The sequence below is a fragment of the Agromyces ramosus genome (assembly GCF_030817175.1).
Taxonomy (GTDB): Bacteria; Actinomycetota; Actinomycetes; order Actinomycetales; family Microbacteriaceae; genus Agromyces; species Agromyces ramosus_A.
Map to the genome: position 1 here is coordinate 1,145,239 of NZ_JAUSYY010000001.1, position 23,499 is coordinate 1,168,737.

Annotated in this window: 20 protein-coding genes; 10 read left to right on the top strand and 10 right to left on the bottom strand. The window is 68.6% G+C overall.

From position 1 onward, the window contains the following. The first annotated feature begins 421 nt into the window (after positions 1-421). On the top strand, positions 422-1,696 hold the full coding sequence (locus QFZ26_RS05375) for a hypothetical protein (protein WP_307039964.1): 1,275 nt from the start codon (positions 422-424) through the stop codon (positions 1,694-1,696). Further along, on the top strand, positions 1,693-2,976 hold the full coding sequence (locus QFZ26_RS05380; RefSeq protein WP_307039966.1) for a hypothetical protein: 1,284 nt from the start codon (positions 1,693-1,695) through the stop codon (positions 2,974-2,976). The genes QFZ26_RS05375 and QFZ26_RS05380 overlap by 4 nt, the downstream gene beginning before the upstream one ends. A gap of 277 nt (positions 2,977-3,253) precedes the next feature. Here the strand turns inward: QFZ26_RS05380 and QFZ26_RS05385 are convergent, their stop codons facing one another. Then, positions 3,254-3,997 (bottom strand): SDR family oxidoreductase, encoded by a 744-nt coding sequence (locus tag QFZ26_RS05385; protein ID WP_307039968.1) that lies wholly within the window; start codon positions 3,995-3,997, stop codon positions 3,254-3,256. A gap of 137 nt (positions 3,998-4,134) precedes the next feature. On the opposite strand from QFZ26_RS05385, the gene QFZ26_RS05390 reads away from it, so the two are divergent. The 3 genes from QFZ26_RS05390 to QFZ26_RS05400 all read left to right on the top strand — a co-directional run bounded on the left by QFZ26_RS05390 (position 4,135) and on the right by QFZ26_RS05400 (position 7,945). Further along, on the top strand, positions 4,135-4,974 hold the full coding sequence (locus tag QFZ26_RS05390; protein WP_307039970.1) for a helix-turn-helix transcriptional regulator: 840 nt from the start codon (positions 4,135-4,137) through the stop codon (positions 4,972-4,974). A 131-nt stretch (positions 4,975-5,105) separates the two neighbouring features. Beyond that, positions 5,106-7,004, top strand: coding sequence for a hypothetical protein (locus QFZ26_RS05395; RefSeq protein ID WP_307039972.1), 1,899 nt, complete (start codon positions 5,106-5,108; stop codon positions 7,002-7,004). A 140-nt stretch (positions 7,005-7,144) separates the two neighbouring features. Further along, positions 7,145-7,945: a nuclease-related domain-containing protein gene (locus QFZ26_RS05400; RefSeq protein WP_307039974.1), complete on the top strand. Its 801-nt coding sequence runs from the start codon at positions 7,145-7,147 to the stop codon at positions 7,943-7,945. A 147-nt stretch (positions 7,946-8,092) separates the two neighbouring features. Here QFZ26_RS05400 and QFZ26_RS05405 read toward each other — a convergent pair whose 3' ends face one another. The 8 genes from QFZ26_RS05405 to QFZ26_RS05440 form a co-directional block, all read right to left on the bottom strand. Next, complete coding sequence (locus QFZ26_RS05405; RefSeq protein ID WP_307039976.1) at positions 8,093-8,701, bottom strand: ankyrin repeat domain-containing protein; 609 nt, start codon at positions 8,699-8,701, stop codon at positions 8,093-8,095. Then, positions 8,698-10,224: a chlorohydrolase family protein gene (locus tag QFZ26_RS05410; protein ID WP_307039978.1), complete on the bottom strand. Its 1,527-nt coding sequence runs from the start codon at positions 10,222-10,224 to the stop codon at positions 8,698-8,700. Before QFZ26_RS05410 ends, QFZ26_RS05405 begins: the two co-directional genes overlap by 4 nt. 6 nt (positions 10,225-10,230) lie before the next feature. Beyond that, positions 10,231-11,097, bottom strand: coding sequence for an ATP-binding cassette domain-containing protein (locus QFZ26_RS05415; protein WP_307039980.1), 867 nt, complete (start codon positions 11,095-11,097; stop codon positions 10,231-10,233). After that, the gene (locus tag QFZ26_RS05420) at positions 11,094-11,945 is read right to left on the bottom strand and encodes an ABC transporter ATP-binding protein (RefSeq protein ID WP_307039982.1); all 852 of its coding nucleotides are present in this window, start codon (positions 11,943-11,945) and stop codon (positions 11,094-11,096) included. Before QFZ26_RS05420 ends, QFZ26_RS05415 begins: the two co-directional genes overlap by 4 nt. Further along, on the bottom strand, positions 11,942-12,832 hold the full coding sequence (locus QFZ26_RS05425; protein ID WP_307039984.1) for an ABC transporter permease: 891 nt from the start codon (positions 12,830-12,832) through the stop codon (positions 11,942-11,944). The genes QFZ26_RS05420 and QFZ26_RS05425 overlap by 4 nt, the downstream gene beginning before the upstream one ends. After that, positions 12,829-13,779 (bottom strand): ABC transporter permease, encoded by a 951-nt coding sequence (locus QFZ26_RS05430; RefSeq protein ID WP_307039986.1) that lies wholly within the window; start codon positions 13,777-13,779, stop codon positions 12,829-12,831. Before QFZ26_RS05430 ends, QFZ26_RS05425 begins: the two co-directional genes overlap by 4 nt. A 4-nt stretch (positions 13,780-13,783) precedes the next feature. After that, positions 13,784-15,418 carry an ABC transporter substrate-binding protein gene (locus QFZ26_RS05435; protein WP_307039988.1) on the bottom strand — a complete coding sequence of 545 codons (1,635 nt, stop codon included), beginning with the start codon at positions 15,416-15,418 and terminating at the stop codon, positions 13,784-13,786. An 86-nt stretch (positions 15,419-15,504) separates the two neighbouring features. Further along, positions 15,505-16,575: an amidohydrolase family protein gene (locus QFZ26_RS05440; RefSeq protein WP_307039990.1), complete on the bottom strand. Its 1,071-nt coding sequence runs from the start codon at positions 16,573-16,575 to the stop codon at positions 15,505-15,507. Positions 16,576-16,660: 85 nt separating this feature from the next. Between QFZ26_RS05440 and QFZ26_RS05445 the strand changes: the two genes are divergently transcribed. Beyond that, complete coding sequence (locus QFZ26_RS05445) at positions 16,661-17,344, top strand: FadR/GntR family transcriptional regulator (RefSeq protein ID WP_307039992.1); 684 nt, start codon at positions 16,661-16,663, stop codon at positions 17,342-17,344. Then, entirely contained in the window at positions 17,328-18,563 is a 1,236-nt protein-coding gene (locus QFZ26_RS05450; protein ID WP_307039994.1) for an MFS transporter, read from the top strand. Before QFZ26_RS05445 ends, QFZ26_RS05450 begins: the two co-directional genes overlap by 17 nt. A gap of 13 nt (positions 18,564-18,576) precedes the next feature. Here the strand turns inward: QFZ26_RS05450 and QFZ26_RS05455 are convergent, their stop codons facing one another. Continuing rightward, positions 18,577-19,920: an MFS transporter gene (locus tag QFZ26_RS05455; RefSeq protein WP_307039995.1), complete on the bottom strand. Its 1,344-nt coding sequence runs from the start codon at positions 19,918-19,920 to the stop codon at positions 18,577-18,579. Positions 19,921-19,988: 68 nt separating this feature from the next. Between QFZ26_RS05455 and QFZ26_RS05460 the strand changes: the two genes are divergently transcribed. From QFZ26_RS05460 to QFZ26_RS05470, 3 genes are all read left to right on the top strand, one after another. Next, positions 19,989-20,378, top strand: a complete 390-nt coding sequence (locus tag QFZ26_RS05460) for a MerR family transcriptional regulator (protein WP_307039997.1) — start codon at positions 19,989-19,991, stop codon at positions 20,376-20,378. Positions 20,379-20,431: 53 nt separating this feature from the next. Beyond that, positions 20,432-21,547: a DUF2510 domain-containing protein gene (locus QFZ26_RS05465; RefSeq protein ID WP_307039999.1), complete on the top strand. Its 1,116-nt coding sequence runs from the start codon at positions 20,432-20,434 to the stop codon at positions 21,545-21,547. A gap of 144 nt (positions 21,548-21,691) precedes the next feature. After that, positions 21,692-23,488, top strand: a complete 1,797-nt coding sequence (locus tag QFZ26_RS05470) for an acyl-CoA dehydrogenase (RefSeq protein WP_307040001.1) — start codon at positions 21,692-21,694, stop codon at positions 23,486-23,488. The last annotated feature ends 11 nt before the right edge of the window (positions 23,489-23,499 follow it).

Sequence of the window (23,499 nt, forward strand, 5' to 3'; positions counted from 1 at the left end):
CCAGACTATCCGGGCACACACAGGGGCCATCGCTCACCTCTCCTGCCTTCTCACTCAAGGCGCTTCCTGGCGCGCCCGCACCTGCCTTCGCGGTCGCATGCTGCATCCCAGCCCGCCCTTCGGATGCGTTGCTGGCCAGACTTGGATCATCGAAGCGTGCATCACGATGTCGTGCATGGTTGCGCAAAGGGCAGCGCTCCAGGGCCACCCGTGCAAACGGGACTGAGAGTGGGTCGATGAAGCCACTGAGGATTCCACACCCCGTGCCGTCAGAAGGCGTGCAACCACTGGGCCACGCAGCACATATACCGAAGCACCTCCCAGTGGCCCAGAACGGGGGCTGCCGCCGACTCGCCCTCCGGGGGTACGTTTCGTGAGCTCGTGGTAGAGACTGAGACGCGCGACAGGAAAGGCGGTTCAGGTGGATTCATTCGACGAGGGTCTTCGTTGCCAGGATGTCAACGCTGGCCTGCGGAATATCGACCAGAGTTCGGCCATCCTCGGGAATCTCGCCGAGACGCAGCGTGTAGGCATGTCGGCTGGCGTGGCAGCGTTGATTCGTGGTCGGGATGTTATTGAGGACGCCCAGAATCTCCAGGCGATCGCAGCCGACCAGCTGGACGTAAACGCGTTCGCGTTCAACAGTGTGATTGAAACGCTGGAAGAGGCCGGTCTCATCGCTGACGTCAGACGCAGTGGGCGCAAGGTTGTGTCCTTTACCGAGAACGTCCCGTACTACTCGGACCTCTATGGGCGGCTGGGGGCGAGCTGGCGGAACGCTGGCCCCACGGAGTTGGAACAGCAAGTTGTAATGCTCGTTGATCGCCTTGCGCGTTCACCAGTCGAGCAAAATCAGGTAGTGAAAGAGCTCGGGCTTGATAGCTCCGAGTTTCCCGAGATACTCGAAGTGTCTGAACGCTCGAACTTGATCAAGTCAATCGACCTCGGTGGGGATAAGGTCCTCTACTCGCCATTCCTTGGCTTCGAGAAGCCACAGTTGATTGCTGACGTGATTCGAGCGCACGGGAGCGATGAACTCGCAAACGCGTTTGAGACCGTCCGCGGAGAGCAGGGCCTCCCTGTTTCTATTGCGGGCCCAGTGATTGAGGATGCCGTCGCGCGAGGCCTATTGATGGCTCCCTCGGTGGAGCTGCCTACGGGCAAGTTCGAGGCGTTCGCGACACTTCCGTACACGATTGACCAGCAGATGCTCCGCAATGAAAAGCCTGTAATGGAAAAAGCACTAGCGGTCATCGCTTGCCTCCGTACCGGCCAACACTTTGGTGGGTTTTCCAGCTTGAGCAGGTCGGCCCTCGTTGCGGCGATCGATAAGCTCCTTGCGGTGGGCAGTCTAAATCCGCATAGTTCGTCCGAGCGCCAGTACCGTCTTCTGAATCGTGTCGGCGTCATCCAGCTCGCGCCTGACGTCGTCTCGTGGGGCACCTGGAGGGTCCCAACGCTCATTGATACAGAGGACAATCGCGCCGCGCTCATTCTCGCGAAGGAGCTGCTTACCTATGGCGAGTCGGTCAGCTCTCGAATGCCCAATCAAAGCGAGATCGGGCAACTTCTTGACAATAGTGACCCCTACGGCGCTCCGATGAAGACCGTCGCACGTTACCGCGACAAACAACGAATGAATGACAAGAAGTGGCAGAAGGCGATCGACACTCTGATGGGTCACGCAAGCGCATGACCGAACTCGACCTGGGCTTGAAAGCGATTTCGCGACGACTCTTGTGGCGGATGGGGTTCTCAACTCGCATCGATGTCGTCCTTCGCGCATTGCGCGTAACGGCTCCCCCGACAAGCCGCACCGCCCGCGCCCAACTCCGCGGCGCTGCACCTGAAGCCTTCACGGATCTCGACGTGCTCGGCATAGCCGTCACGTCAAGCGCTGGCGTGCGAAGCTCCATCGTCGACTGCAAGACGGGTGGAAGTAGCATCATTTCGCGGATGTTCTGGCTCCGCGGCCTGGCGGACTTTTTTGAAGCCGATGACGCGTACATGGTGCGCGACCGCGCGATAAGCAAGGACGCACGGCAGCTCGCCTCTCGGCTGCACCTGAAAGCATTGACAGAATCCGAAGTCACGAGCCTGGAGAAAGTCCACCAGCAAACACTGCCGCTCGAGTCAGCACCGCTATCGCTGCTTTTTGATCCCGACTACATCGCGCGGGTCATTGCTCGTACATCCAAGCTGGATCGCCGGCTGGACCCCCTTCTTGACTACAGACAATTCGACTATTGGGTCTACCCCGAACATCGAAATCTGATTGAGATGGTCGAAGTGCTGAATGGCGCCAAGGGAGCACTCGACGGTAACAGCCCCATTCACACTGGCATCCTTATCGACTGTGCGTGGCTGTATGTCCTGTCCGCGGCCCATTGCCTCTCCTATCTGCGCGCTGTCCACATTTCGGATCTCAGCTATGGGCTTAGCGAGTATCTTGCGGGAGGAACGGCGCAGCTCAATCAGAAGCGCGACTTGGCAAACTTGCTCGAACAGCTCAGGGACACGAAGCAGATTCCCGAGAAGGTGAAGGTGAGCGTCAATCCTCGCTATTTTGCGGAATTGCTCGAGCTGTTGATACGACTCCTGCGGCGCACCGAGGCGCTAACCGATGTCCTTCGTGTCCTCGAGTTTCAGTCGACGATGTCTATCGGGGGCGACAAGGTCCCGGCCGAACGCGCCTTCGGCAACCAGTACAACCGTGTGGCAGCAAAGCTCGCAGTTGATGTGGTCGCGTTTCTCGTTGCGGCGGCTGACCTGGACCCGACGTTCACCAGCACCACTAGGGAACTACTTATCGGCACTGACCCAGAAGCACTGGCCCAGACCGAGGCGTTGACACCTAAAGCGGCTGCCCCTTCGCAAAGCAACGGCGGTTCTACTGTTGCGGACAACCCCGCTATCCGCGCGTCTGGCAATGAGGCCTCCATCGCGTTGGAGTTGGGGATCGATGACGACACGTAGAGCTCCGGCGCGCACGGTGGCTAACGCGGCCGCTGAGCGGCAACGGTCGTCGACGGCTCAGTCCTCCTTCGTGGGGTGTGGAGACTCAATGCTTCCGATCACAGCTGCCGCTATCGTTTGGGCATGCCTGCCGATATCTTGCACATGCCGCCGACCTTCAATGAGCAATGGTGGTCTACTGAGCCCCAGTTGCATAGCTGGGAAGTCAAGGAAGCGCCAGAGCGTCGTGGTTAGTGACGCTGCACGACCCAACTCGCGGCGCGGGGTGTGACATCCCTCAATGCGCGTTCACCATCGCGATCGCCTGCGCGTACGTCCCGTTGACCTCGGAGAAGCGCAGCGGCTTGACTCGCTCGACGAGGATCTCGGTGGCGTCCGGCTGGCTGGCCAGGAGCGACATGGTCTCGTCGATGTAGTCCTCGAGCGGGAGGAACGACTCGATCTGCGACCCGCCGGGCATGAGCTCGGTGCGAACAGCCGGCGGAACGAGCTCGATGACCTGCACAGAGGTGCCGGCGAGTTGCAGCCGGATGCTCTCGCTGAACTGGTGGATGAACGCCTTCGAGGCGTTGTAGCTCGGCGTCATGCGACGCGGGGTGTGGGCGAGGCCCGACGAGACCGTCATGATCGTGGCATCCGGTCGGGTCTGCAGGTGCTCGATGAAGGCGGCGACGAGACGCACGGGTCCGAGCACGTTGGTGTCGATCGTGCGCTCGGCGGTGTCGAGGAAGCCGGCCGTCGTGACATCCTCGGCGACCATGATGCCGGCCATCGCGATGAGCACGTTCAGGTCGGGGTGGGCGGCGAGCACCGCATCGCGGGCGCTCAGCACCGGGGCCGGATCGCTGACGTCGATCGTGACGGTGTCGAAGCCGTGCTCGGCGGCGAGCCGATCGAGCACGTCGGTGCGGCGACCGCCGATGATGACGGTGTTGCGGGCGTCCTGCAGGCGAAGCGCGAGGGCGAGGCCGATGCCCGAGGTGGCACCGGGGATGAAGATGGTGTTGCCGGAGATCTGCATGGTGTTCCTTTCGGTGACCCGCCGGTCGACGGGGCACCAACCACGATGCGCCGCGCCGCGCTGCTGCACGAGAGACCCGGTTGTCGTAGGATTCCCGATCCCTCCCTGCCGGCGCCGAGGCAGCGCATGATGGAGGAATGGACCGCGAACAGCTCGCCGACTTCCTCCGCCACCGGCGCGAGAGCCTGCGCCCCGAAGATGTCGGCCTGCGCACCGGCGCTCGCAGGCGGGTCGCCGGGTTGCGCCGCGGCGAGGTCGCCGAACTCACCGGCATGTCGGCCGACTACTACACCCGCCTCGAACAGGGTCGCGGCCCCCAGCCGTCGGCGCAGATGCTCGCCGCGCTCGCCCGGGCGCTGCGGCTCACGACCGACGAGCGCGACCACCTCTACCGCATCAGCGGTCACCACGCGCCGACGCGCACACGCCTCGACCCGCACGTCGCTCCGGCGCTGCAGCGAGTGCTCGACCGGCTCGACGACACTCCCGCCATGGTGCTCTCGAGTCTCGCCGAGACACTCGTGCAGAACCGGCTGGCGGCGGCGATCTTCGGCGATCACTCCCGCTTCACCGGCATGGCGCGATCGGCGATCTATCGATGGTTCACGGATGCCTCTGAGCGCGACGTGTACCCGGTCGCCGACCAGCCTCGGCAGGGCCGCGCTCACGTGGCGAACCTTCGCGTGGCCTACGGCCTCGGCGGACCCGCATCGCGCGCCGGGCAACTCGTGCGTGCCCTGCAGAAGGAGAGCGCCGAGTTCGCCGAGCTGTGGGAGCGGCACGAGGTCGCCAGCCGCTTCGAGGACCACAAGACCTTGCTCCACCCCGAGGTCGGCGCGATCGAGGTCGACTGCCAGGCGCTGCTCACTGAAGACCAGTCGCAGGCGCTACTGATCCTCACCGCCGCTCCACGCTCCGAAGCCGCCGACAAGCTCGCACTGCTTCGGGTGCTCGGCCAGGAGCAGTTCACCTCGTAGGGCGCGCGGCGCACCCAGCGCTTGGCTGCGCCATCGGGCAGGTCTTGCTGCCCCCAGGCACACTCGAACGGCCCTTGACCGGCACGACCGCCCAGCGAAGATCATGAGGTGGACAGAGGGAGGTTGACCTGATGCAACCTCGGTTCGGCGACCTGACAGGTACGTCGGAACGGCGCACCCTGCCCGCGTCGGATCGGTCGAACAGTCCGACACCGCGGCCGGGTCGCCCGGAAGCGCCCGTCCTGCTCCGGCTGCAGCGCTCGGCCGGAAACCGCGCCACCGCGTCCCTGCTGGCCACCCGCCCCCCACCCGTCATTCAACGTGACGACAAGGTCGGTGGAGTGTGCGCACCCGCCGCCGAGCCCAATTCGACTCCGGCGGCCGCACCCGAGCGGGCGGCCTGCGAGGAGCAACTGCATGTGCTGACCTATCAGGGCACTCAGTACGCCATCCCGGAGAGCAAGTGGCCCACATTCAAGGCCGGTCTGAAGAGAACATTCCGCAGCGAAGTGCTGCGGCCGATCGATTCCCGGATGAACATGGCGCGCGGCCACTACGACTCGATGGAGGCGCTCAACAAGGACCAGAAGGTGGTGGCATGGTTCCTCGAGGCAGTACGAACGGGTATCAACCTCGACGAGGTCGCACCGATGATCACGGCGGGCGAGCAAGCGCTACAGAGTCTCAAAGCCCTCGCCGAGGGTGATGACTTTCCCGCGACGGAGGCTGCGACACGGACAGCGCAAGAGAAGGTCGACACCGCCTACCGGGGCATCCAGGAGTACCGCGAGCGGCAGATCGGCGCCGGCGAAACCACGGTCATCGCCCTCCAGGTGGTCGAGACGGCGGCCTTCACGATATTCGCGATCGCCGGCGGTGCGTTGTTGGCAGCCCCGATCGCGGCCGGTGGCCTTGGGCTCGGAGTCGTCTCCAGCGGCGCGATCATCGGCGGGGGTACGGCGTTGCTGTCGAGTGCCGCGGGCGTCGGCGCGAAGGTGGTCTACGGAGGCGACGTCGGTGCGGCGGATCTCAAGAACGTCACCATCGACACGGTGGTCGGCGCAGTGGGCGGCGCGGCTGGGGGCGCGGTGGCTTCCAAGTTGGCGCCCTACCTTGCGCCCGCGCTGACCAGATCGCTGATCGCAAACGGAATGTTCACCAACGTCACCGAAGAGGCGCTCTCAAAGGCCGTCGCATCGGTCGTCGCGGGGTCGTCGGGTGGCGTCGTGCAGGGCGCCATCAGCGACGGCGTGCGGGTAGTCCGAGGCCAGGGCACGATGGAGCAACTGCTGCGCAACGTCGTGACCAACCTGATCGTGGGCGGCATCGCCGGTCTGGTGGGCCACGCGCTGACCTCGTCCGGCGCCATCTCCCAGCCACCGGTGACCACCACGCCGCAGACCCGGAATGTGCGGGTCGCGAACCCTGAGCTCGTCGCCCGATACGAACAGGCCGCGAACGAGCGCTTGCCCAACATCATCGATGCCACCATCGCCGCGGAGCGCGTCACCCCGGGACGGACTCGGCTCAACCAGCTCGGCACCGAGTTCGATGCCATTCGTACTCAGGTCGGGGACGCCCAAGCCCTCACTCCGCAGCAGCGCGCGCGATCCGTCGAAATCCTCCGCGAGGCCCGGAGTCTGGCCCGTGACGACTTCGGCAACCTGCAAGGCAAGGTGATGAAGCGGCTCCGGGCAGACCCCGCTCTGCAGACGATCGAGACCCAACTGGTCACGGCCGGCGATGCCCAACTGAACCCGACTGGCACACTTCGGATCAAGGTCGTGAAGGCCGACGGCACTGAGGGGTTCGAACCGTTCAACCTCGAGCACCGGATCCGCCTGTCGGACAACCCGTGGATGGCCAAGGGCAGCCGCAACGTCATCCTGACCGACGCCCCCCAGAATCAGCAGTACCTCGAGGCGCTGCGGCAACAGGGGTCGGTCTGGCCGACGGACGCGGTCGAACGGTTCGTCGTGCGCTTCCAACTCAACGACGAAGGCATCGACTTCGCTCCAGGCACGCGCTGATCGAGCCAGACGTTCAGCCGGTCTGGGGCTCCTCAGGGCGCGGGACCGTGCGGCGCGGCGACCCCCCATTGGGGACTCCCGTCGCATCGGCGTTGTTGCGAGGATCAAAGCTCCACTCCCGCCGACCCGGAGGCGAAGCCATGAACGAGAACGTCGTCGCCGAGTCCCTCGGGCTGCGCCGGCCCGCGACATCCGTCATCGCCGAATGCCTGCGCGTGCAGGCGACAGTGCCGCCGAACTCCGCGGTGCAGCGGTTCTTCGGCGTCTCGCCGCTCGGGCGCGAAGCAGAACCCTGGTACACCGGCGCACTCGGTGAGCTGGATGTCGCGCGGCGGCTCGGGGGGCTCGGGCCGGGATGGTTCGTGCTGCACTCGGTACCGATCGGTGCCGGGTCGAGCGATCTCGACCATGTCGTGATCGGGCCCGCCGGGGTCTTCACCATCAACACCAAGCATCACCGCGGCCAGAACGTGTGGATCGGCGGGCGCCGCATCCTCGTCAACGGGCAGCGCACCGACCACCTGCGCAACGCGAAGCACGAGGCGAAACGCACGTCGCAACTGCTCTCAGTCGCAGCCCGCGAGCTGGTCGACGTGACGCCGATCATCGCAATCGTCGGGGCGGGCGGGATGACGGTGCGCGAGCGCCCGCACGACATCGTCGTGCTGTGCGAGTCCGAGCTCGTCAGGTGGCTGCAGCGGCATCCGGTCACCCTCGCGCCGGCGCAGGCGCAGCAGCTCGCGGCGCTCGCGGCACTACCTGTCACCTGGCGACGGATGCCCGAGACCGACATCGTCGATCACTCGGCATTCGAACGGCTGCGCGCCGCGGTCGATCGCGCCCGCCGCAAGCGGCGCGGGTGGGCGTTCGCCGTGATCGCGGCGATCCCGGTGGCGTTCCTGCTTGCGTGGTCGGCGCTGCTCGGGGTGCTGCTGCGCTGAGTCGCGATCGCCTGCGCGGAGAAGTAGCCGGTCGTGCAGCATCCTGTGCGACCGAGTTCTCAGCTCCGACGCCAGCCGCCGACATGCTCGTGCTCCTTCGCGTGCCCGGCCAGGAACAGTTCACCTCGTAGGGCGAGCACCGCTCGGTCACTCGAGCAGGCGGGCGATCTCCGTGTAGCCGCGTGAGCGGGCGTGCTCGAGCGGGGTCACGCCGTCGTGGTCGGCGATCGCCGGGTCGGCGCCGGCCTCGAGCAGCACACGCACCGTGTCTTGGTGGCGTGCCCCACCGTCGCCGAGGATGACGGCCTCGAGCAGCGCCGTCCAGCCGAGGTCGTTCACGTGATTCACGTCGATGTCGGTCTGCAGCACGCGCTGCAGGTACTCGACGTGGCCGCGCTCCGCCGCCGGGATGATCGAGATACCGCCGTAGCGGTTGCGGATTGTGAGATCGGGATGCGCCGGCAGCAGCACCTCGGCCATCGCAACGCTGCCCGTGACGCCGGTGACGAGCCACGGCGTATCGCTGCGGTCATCGAGCGCGTCAGGGTCCGCGCCTGCAGCAACGAGCACCCGCGCCGCGCCGACGTGGTCGCCAGTGGCCGCGAGCAGCAGCGCCGTGCGCCGGTGGTCATCGCGCGCCTCGACGTCGGCGCCCGCACGCACGGCGAGGTCGACCGTCGCGGCGTCGCCGGTCGCCGCAGCGGTGAGCAGGGTTCCGTCGGGGTTGGCCAGTCGGGGCGCGGCGGTCTCGGTCACGTGGTCATCCTCGGCACTCGGGTGCTCGCGACCGGGAACACCGGCGGGAAGAGCTCGCCCGCCGCGCCCGCGCCGGCGGCCGCAGGGGCCGCGCGGTAGTCGCGCTCGCGATACGCCGCCCGCAACTTCTCGAAGATGCGTTGGCCCTCGCGGCGCAACGCGTCGACGTCGACCCCCGGGATGGCACCGTCGCGCATGACGACGCGGCCGCCGACCATGCTGAAGTGCGCGTCCCGCCCAGTGCCGGTGAGCACGAGGGTGCGCAGCGGATCCTCGACCGGGCCGAGGCGCAGGTCGTCGAGGGCGAAGGCGACGAGGTCGGCGGTCGCGCCCGGGGCGATGCGACCGAGGTCTGGTCGGTGCAGCGCACGGGCGCCGCCGAGCGTGGCAGCCTCGACATATTCGGCGAGCAACCCGCGCGAGAGGTCGCCGTGCTGCTGCTTGGCGAGCTGCACGCCCGCGTCGATGCCGCGGATCAGGTCGGGCGGGAACGAGTCGGTGCCGAGGCTCACGTTCACGCCGGCGTCGAGGTAGCGCGAGAGCCGCTCGAGCAGGAACGCGTAGCGGTTGTTGGTGAGCGGGCAATGGATGATCGACACGCCGGCCGCGGCGAGCGCCGCAAGGTCGCCGCGGTCTTCGCCGTCGACCTCCGAGTGCAGGTCGAGGTAGACGGCGTGGGCGATGATCGTGCGGTCGTTCAACAGCCCGACGCGGTCGAGCAATCCCATGGGGGTGGTGCCGCGGTCGGCCATGATCAGCGCTCGCTCGTCGAGGCCCTGCAGCGCATGCACGCGCACGAGCACGCCTCGCGCCGCCGACTCGCGCGCCGTCGCGGCGAGCAGCTCTTCACGCACCGTCTCGACACGGCACGGGGCGAGCACGCCCGTGATGAGCGGGTCGTCGAGCGCGGCGACCGTGTCGAGGAACCGCAGCGCCTCGGCGAAGCCGCGTCGCCCCTCCTCGTCGTCCCACGCCACCGAGACGGCGCCGTCATCGCCGGCGACGTGCACGCCCGAACGATACGAGGGGCCGAGGAAGGCGCGGAGGCCGAGCTCGCTCGCGATGCGCGCGACATCCGCCAGATCGTCATGGGTCTCGGCCCAGGCCGAATGCACCTCCGAGGCGATGGGCATGAGCGAGGTGATGCCGTGCAGGGCGAGTTGCGTGAGCGCGTAGCGCCGCATCGTGCTGCGCTCGGCGGGGTCGAGCACGTCGTGGCGACCGTCGGCGAAGTACGCCGCCGACCATTCGAGCCGCGCCGACTCAGGGGCATCCGACCAGGAATCGAGGATGAGGTGGTCGATGTCGGCGAGCGCGTCGAGGTCGATGAGGCCGGGCATCAGCAGGCTCTCGCCGAGTGCGACGTGCTCGTCGACCTCGCCCGCCCACTCACTCGCGAGCTCGTCCGCGGATCCGACCGCGGCGATGCGCCCGTCGACGACGAGCACCGCGCCGTCGCGCAGTTCGACGTGACCCGAGCCGTCGTGTGCGAGCACGTGGTCGGCGGTGATCAGGGTGCGCATGCCGCCCTACGCCGCCGGCGACTCGGACGACGGCGACGCCACGGCGAGGCGTTCACGGCGCAACGGCTTCCAGCCCGGTCGCGGCACGGCGGCGCGCAGCGAACGAGTGTACGGATGCACCGGATTCGCCAGCAGCTCGGCGGTGGCACCGGCGTCGACCACGACGCCGCGTTCCATCACAATCATGCGCTCGGAGACCTGGTTCACGACGGCGAGGTCGTGCGAGATGAACAGGTAGCTCACCTCGCGCTCGGCGCGGATGTCGGTGAGCAGGTTCAGGATCTGCGCCTGGATCGACACGTCGAGCGCCGCGACGGCCTCGTCGAGCACGATCACCGCCGGGTTCGCGGCGAGCGCACGTGCGATCGCCACGCGCTGGCGCTGCCCGCCCGAGAGCTGGTGCGGGAACTTCTCGGCGAACTGCGAGCCGAGCCCCACGCTGTCGAGGATGTCGCGCGCCGTGTTGCGGGCCTCGCGCTTGCCGGGCGTGCCTCGCGTGTGCAGCGCGACGCTCGACTCGACGATGTCGCCGATGCGCTGGCGCCCGTTGAGCGAGGAGTACGGGTCTTGGAAGACGTACTGCACCTCGCGGGCCCAGCGGCGCCGGTCGGCGAGGTGCTTCACCCCCTTGGCGCGCGACTCGCCGCGCACGGTGAGCTCGCCCGCCGTCACCGTCTCGAGGCCCACGAGCATGCGGGCGACCGTGGTCTTGCCCGAACCCGACTCGCCGACGATCGCGAGGCACTCGTTCGGGTGGAGCTCGAACGAGACGTCGTCGACCGCGACGATCGGTTCGCCCTTCGAGCCGCGTGGGGCCGGGAACACCTTCTGCAGGTTGCGTGCGACGACGATCGCCTCGCTCGGATTGCTCATGCCTGTGCCTTCAACATCTCGTGGGTCTCGCGGTTGTAGCGCAGCACCGGCAGCCGGGCGTGACGCTCGTCGATGCTCGGGCGGGCGCCCATGAGCTCGACCGTGTAGGGGTGGGTCGGCGCGTCGTAGACGTGCGTGCCCTGCTCGACGATCTCGCCCGCATACATGACCGCGAGCCGGTCGCAGCACGCGGCCGCCAGCTCGAGGTCGTGGGTGATGAACAGGAGCGCGAGGCCGCGGGCGCGGCGCTGCTCGTCGAGGATCGCCATGACGTCGGACTGCGCGGTCACGTCGAGCGCGGTGGTCGGCTCGTCGGCGAGGATGAGACGCGGCTCGGCGAGCAGCACGCTCGCGATCATGACGCGCTGCAGGAGGCCGCCCGAGAGCTCGTGCGGGTACTGGCGCAGGCGTTGCTCGGCGTTGCGCACGCCGACCTCGTCGAGCAGCACGACCGCACGTCGCTCGGCCTCGTCGCGGCGCACGCCCCTCGTGTGCACGAGCGCCTCGGTGAGGAAGTCGCCGACGGTGTGCACGGGGTTCACGTGCGCGCGCGGGTCCTGGAAGATCATGCCGACATCGCCGACCCGGTAGCGGCGCAGCTGCGCGGCGTTCATGCCGAGCACGGACGTGCCATCGAACGTGATCTCGCCCGAGACCCGGAACCCCGGATCGAGCATGCGGGTGATCGCCCTCGTGGTGAGCGACTTGCCCGAGCCCGACTCGCCGACGAGGCCGAGCGCCTCGCCCGCTTCGATCGTGAACGAGACGCCGTTCAGCAGCACCTGCTCGGTGCCGCGCAGCTGCAGGGTCGCCCGCACGTCGTCGAGACGCAACAGGGGTTCGGTCATCGGATGCTCCTTGCACTCGAGGTGAGCCGGTCGCCGATGATCGTGACGCAGCAGACGATCACGACGATGAGGCTGCCCGCCGCGATCGCCTCGATCGGCTGGCCGCGCAGCACCGAGTCGAAGCCGCTCTTGACCATGAGGCCGAGGTCGGCCGTCGGCGGCTGCACCCCGAGGCCGAGGAACGACAACGCGGCGAGGTCGATCACGGCGAAGCCCAGCGACGACACGGCCTGGGCGACCACGATCGGCTGCACGTTCGGCAGCACCTGCGTGAAGCTGATGCTGGTGCCGGAATGGCCCTGCAGCCACGCCGCCGAGACGTACGGCATGTTGCGCTCGCGCAGCGCCGCCCCGCGCACGACGCGGGCCACGTACGGCACGTAGGCGATGGCCAGGCCGCCGACCACCGTGGCGAGGCTCGGCCCCCAGATCGCGACCGCGATGAGTCCGAACACGATGCCGGGCACCGAGAAGAGCACGTCGAGGAACCAGGAGATCGCCGTGTCGGTGCGTCCGCCTCGCCAGGCGGCGAGCAGTGCGAGCAGCGTGCCGGCGACGGTCGCGATGAGGATGACGAGACCCGGCCCGGCGAGCGTGATGCGAGAGCCCCAGATCAGTCGCGACAGGATGTCACGGCCGAGCGCGTCGGCGCCGAGCAGGTGCGCGGGCGACGGACCGCTGAGCGACGCGAGCAGGTCGGGGAAGTCGGGGTCGTAGGGGGCGACGATGGGCGCGAAGATCGCCGCGAGCGCGATGAGGAGCAGGATGCCGGCGGCGGTGCAGCCCGAGATGCCGAGGCGACCGGTGGTGACCCGGGCGAGGCCTGGTGCGCGTCGTTCGCGCGCGACGCGGGCGACGGCGAGGCTCGTGGTGGATGGGGTGGTCATTGCCGGCTCCCGAGCGCGATGCGCGGATCGATGAAGGTGTAGAGGAAGTCGACGATCGCGTTGACCACGACGAAGGCGACCACGAGCACGAGGATCACGGCCTGCACGACGGCGAAGTCGCGCTGCAGGATCGCCCGCACGAGCAGCGAGCCGAGACCGTCGAGCGCGAACACGTTCTCGATCACGACGGCACCCGCGATGAGGGTCGCGATCGTCAGGCCGAGCACCGTGACGATGGGGATGAGCGAATTGCGCAGCACGTGGTGGCGCACGATGCGCCCCGGTGCGAGACCTCGAACCGTCGCCGTCTGCACGTGCTCGCGGCCGCTCTCCTCGAGCACCGCGGCCCGCGTGATGCGGGCGAGGTAGGCCGCGCTCGCGACCGAGAGCGCCACCGCGGGCAGGGTCAGGTGCCAGAGGGTGTCGACCCCGCTGGTTCCCGACCCGAAGGTCGGGAACCAGCCAAGGCCGACGGCGAAGACGCTAATGAGCGCCACGCCGATGACGAACGACGGCGTCGACAGGCCGACCGCCGCGAGGGCCGAGGTGAGCTGGTCGCCCCAGCCCCCGCGCAACGCCGCGAAGGTGCCGGCCCCGATGCCGACCACCGTGATGATGATCGCGGCCATCGAGACGAGCGCCAGTGTCGTGCCGACCCGCCCGGAGATGAGCGCCGAGACATCCTGCCGGTAGACGATCGAATAGCCGAGATCACCCCTCAGGATGTCGCCGAGCCATGCCGCGTATCTCACGAAGAACGGATCGTTCAGGTGGTACTGCTCGGTCACCATGGCAATCTGCTCGGGCGTGCCACCGCGCGGCCCGAGGATGAAGGCGAGCGGGCTGCCGGGTGCCAGGTACAGCAACCCGAACACGAGGAACGAGGTCACGAGCAGCACGAGCAACAGCCCGCCCGACCGCCGCAGCGCGTAGGTGCCGAGAGACATCCGCTTACTTCACCCCACCGATCGTCGCCGCCCACGGCGCGTACAGGTAGGCGAACGAGGCCGTCGCACCCGAGATGCGCGTGTTCTGCACGAGCGTCACCGGCTCGTAGGCGAGCGGGATCCACGAGAGCCCCTTGGTGATGTGCTCCTGAGCCTCGATCACGAGCTCAGCGCGCTCGGCCGGGTCGGTCGTGCGGCGGGCTGCCGCGAGCTGCTCATCGGCCCCGTCCCAGCCGGAGTAGTTGTGGCTGTCGGCGGTGTGGAACATCGTGTAGACGTCGAGCGGGTCGGCGAAGTTGCCGTAGTTGGTCGTGAAGAAGCCGTCGAGTCCCTCACGGGCGTTCTCGTCGAAGTAGAGGTTGCCGAACTGCTCGACCGGGATGACCTTCGACTCGATCTTGAGGCCGATCGCCTGACCCGCGGCCTGGATGAGGTTCGCGGTCTGTTCGTGCACGGCCGAGCTGCCCTGCACGGCGAGCACGATCGGCTCGGCAGGAGCGCCGGCCTCGGCGACGAGCTGCTTGGCCTGCTCAAGGTCGGCGTCGGCCGAGAACTCCTCGAATGCCGTCGCGAAGGCATCGGTCTCGTAGCCCCAGTAGCCGGGGCCGGCGAGGGTCGTGGCCGGCACGGCAGCCCCCTGGAAGACGACCTTCGCGAGCCCCTTTCGGTCGATCGCGAGCGAGAGCGCCTGGCGGATGCGCTCGTCGGCGAGGCCGCCGGTGAGGTTGGTCGTGATCATCGTCCAGAACACGAGTGACTCGCCGTACGTGGTCGTGACCTCGTCGCCGTTCTCGAGCTGCGACAGACCCGCAGGCGGAAGGTAGAAGAACTGGCCGTCGACGTCGCCCGTGCGGAGCGCGTTCACCGCGGTCGACTCATCGGCGATGAAGCTGAAGCTGAGTCGCTGCACCTTCGGCGCGAGCGTGGCATCCCAGTAGCCCGGGTTCGCCGCGAGCTGGATGCTCCGCCCCGAGTTCCACGCCTCGAGGGAGAACGGGCCGGTGCACTGCAGCCCGCCGTCGGGGGTGCCGAACGCCTCGCCCGCCGCTTCGGCCGCCGCCTTCTCCACGATCGCTCCAGCGGCCGTGCCCATCGCCTGGGCGAAGAGCACGTCGGGCTGCTTCAGCTTGACCGTCACCTCGCTCGGGCCCGTCACCTCGACCGAGTCGACGTTCACGAAGTAGCTCGCGAAGTAGCTCGTCGCCGTCTCGCCGACCTGGCGCTGCAGGGAGTACGCCACGTCTTCCGCGGTGAGCGGGTTGCCGTTCCAGAAGGTGACCCCGTCGCGGATCGTGTAGACGAGCGTGGTGTCGTCGGGCTGGGCCACGTTCGTGGCGAGCCCCGGTTCGGTCGAAAGGTCGGGTTTCATGCGCACGAGGCTCTCGCACAGGTTGGCAGTGACCGTGTTCTCGGCGTAGTTGAAGCCGAAGATGGGGTCGAGCGACATCGGTTCGTACGGCAGGTTCCATTTCACCTCGTCGACCGGTTCGGTGCCGGGCGTCGTGGTGGTGGCGAGGTTCTCGAGGTCGAGGCTGAGCCCCGACTGCGTGTCGGTCGTGTCATCGGCAGTGCATGCCGTCAAGAGCAGGGCGGCGGTCGCGATGGATGCCGCGGCGAACATCGTCTTCGGGGTGAACACGGGAACTCCTTTGTTGCTGTGTCGTGGTGCTGATGTCGGATTCGGGATGTGCAGTCGCATTCGGTCGCCTTCGTGGGGCGAGCGAGCTACGGCGTTCGGTGATGCACCTCTCGCCCGGCGCGGATGACGCGGCTCGGCTCGGGGCGATCGACGACGAGTTGTGCGATGGACTCGGCAACGAACTCGAGGCGGGTGTCACTGGAGGACCCCGACCAGTCGGCGATGTCAGGTATCCCGAGCATGCGCCCGCCCTCGGTCGAGGCGAGGCGATAGCAATGCTCGAGCTCGGCGTCGGTGATCGCGCCGGTGCGGTACGCGAGCAGGTGGGTGCGGTCGACCATGCTGCCGGTGCCGAACGGCGACCACGAGTCGCGCACGCCGTCGGAGCCGACCGCGAGCTGCACCCCGTGCTCGGCGAGCAGGGCGAGGTCGGGCACCGGGTCGGGCCCGAGCGCGCACGTGGTGATCCAGAGGCGAGCCGCGGCGACCCGGTCGAGGGTGTCGAGCAAGGTGGGGGCGGATGCCTCCGCAAGCGCGAAGGCGTGGCTGACGGTGACGCGCCCCTGCATGCCCGCGGCGACGGTTCGCGCGGCGATCTCGCCAATCTGCGCGAGGCCCGGTTCGCCTCCGTCATGCAGGTGGATATCGAGGTCGCGGCCCGCGCGCTCGGCCAGGCCGAAGACGGCGTCGAGGTGCCCGGCGACGTCGCCCTCGAGCCCGAGCGGGTCGATGCCCCCGACGAGGTCGGCGCCGGCGTCGAGCGATGCTGCCATGGCCTCGATCGTGCCCGGGTTGGTCAGCAACCCGAACTGCGGAAAGGCGACGATCTGCACGGTGAGAGCGGGGGCGAGGCGCTCTGCTGCGGCGCGGACACCCTCGACGTTGGCGGTGCCGAGCTCGCTCGAGACGTCGACATGCGCCCGCATGGCGAGCGTGCCGCTGCGAAGCGCCGCGCTCAGCAGCGCGAAGGCACGTTCCTCGAGGCTGCGCCCGTAGCCCCGCTGCGTGGCAAGGTCGTTGGCGATGAGCGCGGGAAGCGAGTCCGCGGGAAGTCGCGACATCCACGGCCCGCCCCATGAGGTCTTGTCGGGGTGGATGTGCGCATCGACGAGGGGCGCGACGACGAGCGCGGGTGGGGCGGAACGAGAGTTGGACACCGATACCTGCTTCTTCGGAGATGGTGATTGTCCGTGCGACTTGCCAGACGTATGATAACCATACGTTTCGTAGATAAGGAAGTGTATGAAGCAGATCGCACGGGTCTCCCTGGTCGACACGGTCGTCGAGCAGCTGCGAAGCGAGATCGTCACGGGCGCCTGGCCGGTCGGCTCGCGCATCCCCTCCGAGGCCGAACTCGTCGAGGCGCTCGGCGTGAGCCGCCCCTCGGTGCGCGAGGGTGTTCGCGCCCTCGTGCAGGTGGGCCTCCTCGAGACCCGGCAGGGCGACGGCACCTACGTCGTCGCCGACAACGAGACAGCCGTCGCGCTCAAGCACGCGCTCCACATCGCCGATGTGCGCGAGGTACTCACCGTTCGACGAGCACTTGATGTCGTCGCGGCCCGCGAAGCGGCGTCACGGCGAACCGACGACGACCTGCAGCGCCTGCGCGCGGCACTCGAAGGCCGGCGCGCTGCGGTCGCCCATGAAGACGTCGACGCCTTCATCGACCACGACGTCGCCTTCCACATCGGCATCGCCCGCGCCTCGCAGAACGCGCTGCTCTTCGAGCTCTACCGCAGCTTCGAGGACTCTCTCCGCGACTCCGTGAGCCGCACGAACTGCTTCGTCAACGGCACCTCCGATCACGACGACTTCCACTCGGCGATCCTCACCGCGATCGAGTCAGGTGACGGCGCCGCCGCGACCCTCGCGACGCTCAGCGTGCTCGACGATCAAGAGCAGTCGCTGAATGACGTCGCACCCTGATCGTCGCGCGGGCCTGATGGCCGCGGCCCTCATCGTGCTGATCGGGCTGAACCTGCGCGACCCCATCACGAGCGTCTCCGCGGCGCTCGCCCCCATCAGTGACACGTTCGGCCTCTCCCCGATCAGCGCGGCGACGCTCTCGAGCCTCCCGGTGCTCATGCTCGCCCTCGGCGCACCGCTCGCGCCCGTGCTCGAGCGGCACCTCGGCCTGCACGGCGCGACGCTCGCGCTCACCGCCCTGCTCACCGTCTCGCTCGCGCTTCGCCCCCTCGACACCACCACGATGTTCGTCGGCACCGTGCTGGCCGGGCTCGGCATCTGCGGGCTCAGCGTGCTGACGCCGCAACTCATCCGCGCGTACCTCGCGAGCCACGCCGGCCTGTGGTCGGGGCTCTTCTCGACGAGCTTCGGGGTGAGCGCGGCGCTCGGCGCGAGCCTCACCATTCCGCTCATGCTCGCGACCGACTCGGTGCGGGCCACGCTCGCGCTGTGGGCCGTGCCGGCCGCCGTCGCCACGGCGTGCGCCGCCATCGCGTTCGCGCGGGCAAGGTCGACGCGGCTGCGCGTCTCGCTCGTGCCGGCGACGACCACCCGACGGCGCGTCCGGCTCGATGCGACCGCCCTGTCGGTCACCGCGTTCTTCGGCAGCCAGGCCCTCAGCTTCTTCGCGATGACCGCCTGGCTCCCCACGATCTTCGCGAGCCGCGGCATGCATCCGGCCGAGGCGGGCTGGTTGCTCGCGTGGATGAGCGTCGCCGGCCTGCCGGCCTCGCTCATCACCGCGGTCGTCGCCGGACGGCGGCCGTCGCAATCGGTGGTCGTGGTCGTCGTCAGCGTGCTCTCGGCGATCGGCCTGGCCGGAGTGGCGTGGGCGCCCGCTGCACTCGCCGGCCTCTTCGTCGCCGTGCTCGGCTTCGCGCAAGGCGCCGCGTTCGGCCTCGCCGTGATGCTCATCGTGCTCAAAGCGCCGCCGCACGGCTCGATCGCCGGGTTCTCGGCGTTCGCCCAGGGCATCGGCTACGCGTTCGCCGCCCTCGGTCCGCTCACGCTCGGCGTGCTGCATGCGGCGGGCCTCGCTTGGCCGGTCGTCGTCTCGCTGCTGATCCCGGTGATCGGCATCCAGGCGGTCATGGGCTGGATCGCGGGCCGACCGCGCCCTGCGGCATCCGTCACTCCGGTCGCGGCCGAGGCGGCAGCCGGCAACGCGACACACGGCTGACGTACCGCGAAACTCACGCGTGCCCTCGACGAGGTACGCGAGGTCGCCCAGATCGGTCCACCACCTCCGGGCGAGCTCCTGCGCGACCCGGCGCCCGCGTGCCCACGAACAACCCGACGACCGCCACCCCGATCACCGCGGCAGCGAGCGGCGGCAGCGCCGCGAGACCCGCCTGCGCGACGACGAGCGAGGCGAGTGCGGCGCCGACGGCGATGCCGAGGTTGAACAGCACCGGGATGAGCGCGCCGGCGAAGCGTCGGTGCTCGGTTCCGGCGAGCCGCAGTATCAGCGTCTGCGCGAGGGCCGGAAGGGCACCGGAGGCGACCGCCCACGCGACCACCACTGCGATGCCGACCGCGGGGTGCACGTCGACGAGCACCAGCGCGAGCACCGACGCACCCGTGACGATCGCGCTCACGAGCAGGGCACGCACGGTGCGCTCGCCGAAGCGTCCGGCGAGCACGACGCCGAAAGCCGAGGCGAGACCGAAGACGAACAGCATCCCGCCCACTCCGCCCGGCACGACGCCGGCCGGCGACTCCACGAGGCGCGTGATGAACGTGTAGGTGCCGAAATGGCCGACGAGCAGCAGCGCGACGAGCAGCGTCACGATCATCAGGGGCCGGATGCCGCGGCGAGCCCCCGGCCCGGTGGGCGCCGGCGCGGCGGCATCCGTCACCGTCGTTGCTGCCGTCTGGAGATCGCCGCCTGCAGGCGCACGCACGACGAGGCGCACCAGCAGCGCGGCGACGAGGGCGAGCACCGCGAGCCCGCCGAAGGCCGCCCGCCAGCCGATCGCCTCGGCGACGATGCTTCCGGCCGGGGTGCCGAGCACCGTGCCGAGCGTGGCGCCGCCGAGCACCACGGCCACGGCGCGGGCGAGGTTGCGGTCGGAGACGAGGTCGGCGGTGAACGCGTTCGTCGTCGCCCAGAGCAGCCCCACGGCGAGCGCCCCGAGCAGTCGCGCCGCCACGGCAGCTGCATAGCCGGGCGCGATCGCCGTCAGCGTCGCCGACACGGCGAGCAGCACGAGGCTCCAGGCGATGACGGCGCGGCGGTCCACTCGCCTCGTGAGCCGCACGAGCGGAAAGCTGCCGATGACGACGACCGCCGCCCAGACCGAGACGAGCAGCCCGATCTGCGGTTCGCTCACGCCGAGGCCGGCGCTCATCTGCGGCAGCACGGCGGCCGGAAGCATCTCGGTCGTGACGACCACGAACATGGCGGCGCCGAGCACGACGAGGGAGGGCCACGGGAGCCGATCGCTCGGCTCGAGGGCAGGGCCGCGACCGGGGCCGGGGCCGGGGCCGGCGGTCGCGGGTCCGGAGTTCGTCGTTCGAGTCCTTGTGTCGCTCATGACACGACGCTAAACTTTGACATTGATGTCAATGTCAAGCTTTTGGTGGACGGATGTCGCAACAAGCCATGAAGATCGGTGAACTTGCCCACCGGGCGGGCGTCTCGACCCGGCTGGTGCGGTACTACGAGCAGCAGAACCTGCTCGCGCCGAGCCGGCAGGCGAACGGGTACCGCAGCTACGACGAACAGCACGTCGAGCGCGTCCGGCGTATCGCCGGACTCGTGCAGTCGGGCCTGCCGACCCGCCTTGTGAGGGAACTGCTCGACCTCGAAGACGCCGCCGCCGAGCAGCGCCCGAGCTGCCCGCGCACGGTCGCCGACATGCTCGCCCACGAGCTCGACGGCATCGAAGAACGCATCGGCTGCCTCACCCGGAGCCGCGAGACCATTCGCGATTACCTCGCCCGCACCGAGCACGCCGCCGTGCTCTCCGAGCGAGACGCGGCGCGCGCCTGATTCGGAGGTGATCGACCGGTGCAACGGCGCGCCGGCTCTGTCACCATCGAAGTATGAGCGACCCGATGAGGGCGCCCGCCGGGTGGTACGAAGACGGGTCCGGCGGACGGCGGTACTGGGACGGCGACGTCTGGACGAAATACGTGGCGCCGGGGTCCGAGAACGCGCCGCCATCGCAGGCCGGGACGGATCAGGCGGCCACCGCAGTGTTGCCGGCGGCCGACGACGGTCCGACGATTCCGTTCGTCTGGGGATCGCAAGAGTCGCAGGGCTCGCGGGGGTCGGATGCCGCGGCGACGGTGCCGTACGCGGCCGTCAACGTGAACGCCGATTCGGCGACGACGACGGCGAGCTACGGCGCACCCGCCACGACGGTGCTGCCGGGGCATCCGTTCACCGAGCCGTCGAACCCCGGGCCGAACGTGGTGGGCATCATCGCACTCGTGGTCGCGGTCGTGGGGCTCGTGTTCGTGTTCATTCCAGCCGTGAGCGGATTCGCGTGGGTGGTGGTGCCCATCGCGTTCGTGCTCTCGATCATCGGCCTGTCGCTGCGCGGTGCGAAGTGGCCGGCGGTCACGGGGCTCGTCGTGTCGATCATCGCCGCGGTCGTCGGCATCGTGATGTTCGTCACGTTCCTCATCGGGTCGCTCGGCAACGTGTTCGACGAGATCGAGGATTCGATCCCTGAGGTACCGGTGTTTCCGCAGCCGGGGCCGGATGACCCGGGTGCCGACCCCGATCCCCAGCAACCGGAGGCGCCCGTCGCGGGCGACCTCGCATTCGGCGAGACGATGACCTGGGACGACGGCGTCTCGCTCACGGTCTCTGCGCCCGAGCCGTACACGCCGAGCGACTTCGCGGCCGGGGCTACGCACGCGAGCAACGTCGTCTTCACGCTGACGATCACCAACAACTCGACGGCGGACCTGCAGCCTCTGCCGCTCCCCACGCTCTCGTCGGGCGATCAGGACGTGAGCCAGATCTTCGACATCGGCAATGATGTCTTCGGGCCCGGCGACGACGTCGGCTTCCCTCCGGTCGACACCATCGAGCCGGGCGGGTCGGTCAGCTGGAGGGCCGCCTGGTCGCTGGACGACTCGAGTTCGCTCACGCTGCAGGTGGCGCCGAGCTTCCTCTATCCGAGCGCGACCTTCACCAACGTGCCGTAGCGGCAGCAGCATGCTGCAACTCGCGACGCCGATCGAGACGCCGCGTTGTGGGATGCTGCCAAAGCAGCCAGCCGCCCGATGACGTGCATCGTGGAACCCGCAGAGATCACGACCCTCCCGCGAAAGCGGCGTTACGCTGCGGGCATGAGTGCATTCCGACCCCCGACAGCCGATATCGCCTTCATCCTCGAGCACGTGGTGGATTACGACGCGGTCGCGCTGCTCCCCGGGTATGAGCACGCCGATCTCGAGACGGTCTCCGAGATCCTCGACGAGGCCGGCAACTTCATGGGCGAGGTGGTGGCACCCACCAACCGTGCCGGCGACCTCGAGGGATCGCGGCTGAACCCCGACGGCACCGTCACCACGGCGACCGGCTTCAAGGAGGCCTACTCGGCCTACGTCGGCGCCGGCTGGGGCTCGGTGCCCCTGCCCGAGGAGTTCGGCGGCGGCGGATTTCCGCGCACGGTCGGACTCGCCCTCCAGGAGCTCATGGCGACCGCGAACATGGCGTTCGCGCTTGCGCCGCTGCTCACGCAGGGCGCGATCGAGGCGCTCCTGCACTACGGCAGCGACGAGCAGAAGCAGCAGTGGCTGCCGAAGATGGTCACCGGCGAGTGGGCCGGCACCATGAACCTCACCGAACCGCACGCCGGCACCGATGTCGGCGCCCTCACCACGAAGGCGGTGAAGCGCGCCGACGGCAGCTACGGCATCACCGGCCAGAAGATCTTCATCACCTTCGGCGACCACGACCTCAGCGAGCAGATCGTGCACCTCGTGCTCGCTCGAACCCCCGACGCGCCGGCCGGCACGAAGGGCATCTCGATCTTCATCGTGCCGAAGTTCCTCATGAACGACGACGGCTCGCTCGGCGAGCGCAACGGGGTGCACACCGTCGGCGTCGAGCACAAGATGGGCATCCACGGTTCGCCCACGTGCGTGCTCTCGTACGAAGACGCGACCGGCTACCTCGTCGGTGAAGAGAACATCGGCATGCGCATCATGTTCGTCATGATGAACAGCGCCCGCCTCTCGGTCGGCATGCAGGGCCTCGCCGTGTCGGAGCGCGCCTACCAGCAGTCGCTCGACTACGCGCGGGAGCGCATCCAGGGCCGCGCGATCGGCGCGACTCAAGACTCCCCCATCATCGACTTCCCCGACGTGCGCCGCATGCTCATGACGCAGAAGGCCTACATCGCCGCGATGCGCCGCATGATGCTGCTCACCGCGACCTACACCGACGTGTCGACGCACCACCCCGACGCCGCCGTGCGCGCCCGGGCGAACGAGATCGTCGGCCTGCTCACGCCCATCAACAAGTCGTTCGGCACCGACCTCGGCAACGAGCTCACCTCGCTCGCGCTGCAGATCCACGGCGGCATGGGCTTCATCGAGGAGACCGGCGCAGCCCAGCACTACCGTGACGTGCGCATCGCCGCGATCTACGAGGGCACGAACGGCGTGCAGGCCGCCGACCTCGTTGGCCGCAAGCTCCCGGTTCGCGACGGGGCATCCGCGCTCGAATTCATCGCCTCGATGCGCGAGCTCGACGGTGAACTCGCCGCGGCCGGAGACGAGTTCGCCTCGATCCGCTCGCAGCTGAACGCGCAGCTCGACACCCTCGAGCAGACGACGATGTGGATGCTCCGCACCGGCGCCACCGACCCCAACGCCGTGTTGTCGGGGTCGGCCCCGTACCAGCGCATCTGGGGGCTCGTGCTGGGTGGCTGGCTCATGGCGAAGTCGGCGCTCGCCGCCCGCGGACTCGACGCCGACGGCCTCGCGGAGTCGCAGCTGCCGCTGGCCCGGTTCTACGCCGAGCAGCTGCTGCCGCAAGCGGCCGGCCTCGCCGGCGCCGCCACGGCCGGCTCGCGCGACCTGTTCGCCCTCGACGCCGACGCGCTCGGCGACGGCGTGCGCCGTGGGGCGCGCGTCTGAGTTCGTTCGAC

What these genes read in the sequence shown, in the direction of transcription:
- QFZ26_RS05380 (WP_307039966.1), top strand. Translation starts at nt 1,693, where the DNA reads ATGACCGAACTCGACCTGGGCTTGAAAGCGATTTCGCGACGACTCTTG.
- QFZ26_RS05385 (WP_307039968.1), bottom strand. Translation starts at nt 3,997, where the DNA reads ATGCAGATCTCCGGCAACACCATCTTCATCCCCGGTGCCACCTCGGGC.
- QFZ26_RS05390 (WP_307039970.1), top strand. Translation starts at nt 4,135, where the DNA reads ATGGACCGCGAACAGCTCGCCGACTTCCTCCGCCACCGGCGCGAGAGC.
- QFZ26_RS05395 (WP_307039972.1), top strand. Translation starts at nt 5,106, where the DNA reads ATGCAACCTCGGTTCGGCGACCTGACAGGTACGTCGGAACGGCGCACC.
- QFZ26_RS05400 (WP_307039974.1), top strand. Translation starts at nt 7,145, where the DNA reads ATGAACGAGAACGTCGTCGCCGAGTCCCTCGGGCTGCGCCGGCCCGCG.
- QFZ26_RS05410 (WP_307039978.1), bottom strand. Translation starts at nt 10,224, where the DNA reads ATGCGCACCCTGATCACCGCCGACCACGTGCTCGCACACGACGGCTCG.
- QFZ26_RS05415 (WP_307039980.1), bottom strand. Translation starts at nt 11,097, where the DNA reads ATGAGCAATCCGAGCGAGGCGATCGTCGTCGCACGCAACCTGCAGAAG.
- QFZ26_RS05420 (WP_307039982.1), bottom strand. Translation starts at nt 11,945, where the DNA reads ATGACCGAACCCCTGTTGCGTCTCGACGACGTGCGGGCGACCCTGCAG.
- QFZ26_RS05425 (WP_307039984.1), bottom strand. Translation starts at nt 12,832, where the DNA reads ATGACCACCCCATCCACCACGAGCCTCGCCGTCGCCCGCGTCGCGCGC.
- QFZ26_RS05430 (WP_307039986.1), bottom strand. Translation starts at nt 13,779, where the DNA reads ATGTCTCTCGGCACCTACGCGCTGCGGCGGTCGGGCGGGCTGTTGCTC.
- QFZ26_RS05445 (WP_307039992.1), top strand. Translation starts at nt 16,661, where the DNA reads ATGAAGCAGATCGCACGGGTCTCCCTGGTCGACACGGTCGTCGAGCAG.
- QFZ26_RS05450 (WP_307039994.1), top strand. Translation starts at nt 17,328, where the DNA reads ATGACGTCGCACCCTGATCGTCGCGCGGGCCTGATGGCCGCGGCCCTC.
- QFZ26_RS05455 (WP_307039995.1), bottom strand. Translation starts at nt 19,920, where the DNA reads ATGAGCGACACAAGGACTCGAACGACGAACTCCGGACCCGCGACCGCC.
- QFZ26_RS05460 (WP_307039997.1), top strand. Translation starts at nt 19,989, where the DNA reads ATGAAGATCGGTGAACTTGCCCACCGGGCGGGCGTCTCGACCCGGCTG.
- QFZ26_RS05465 (WP_307039999.1), top strand. Translation starts at nt 20,432, where the DNA reads ATGAGCGACCCGATGAGGGCGCCCGCCGGGTGGTACGAAGACGGGTCC.
- QFZ26_RS05470 (WP_307040001.1), top strand. Translation starts at nt 21,692, where the DNA reads ATGAGTGCATTCCGACCCCCGACAGCCGATATCGCCTTCATCCTCGAG.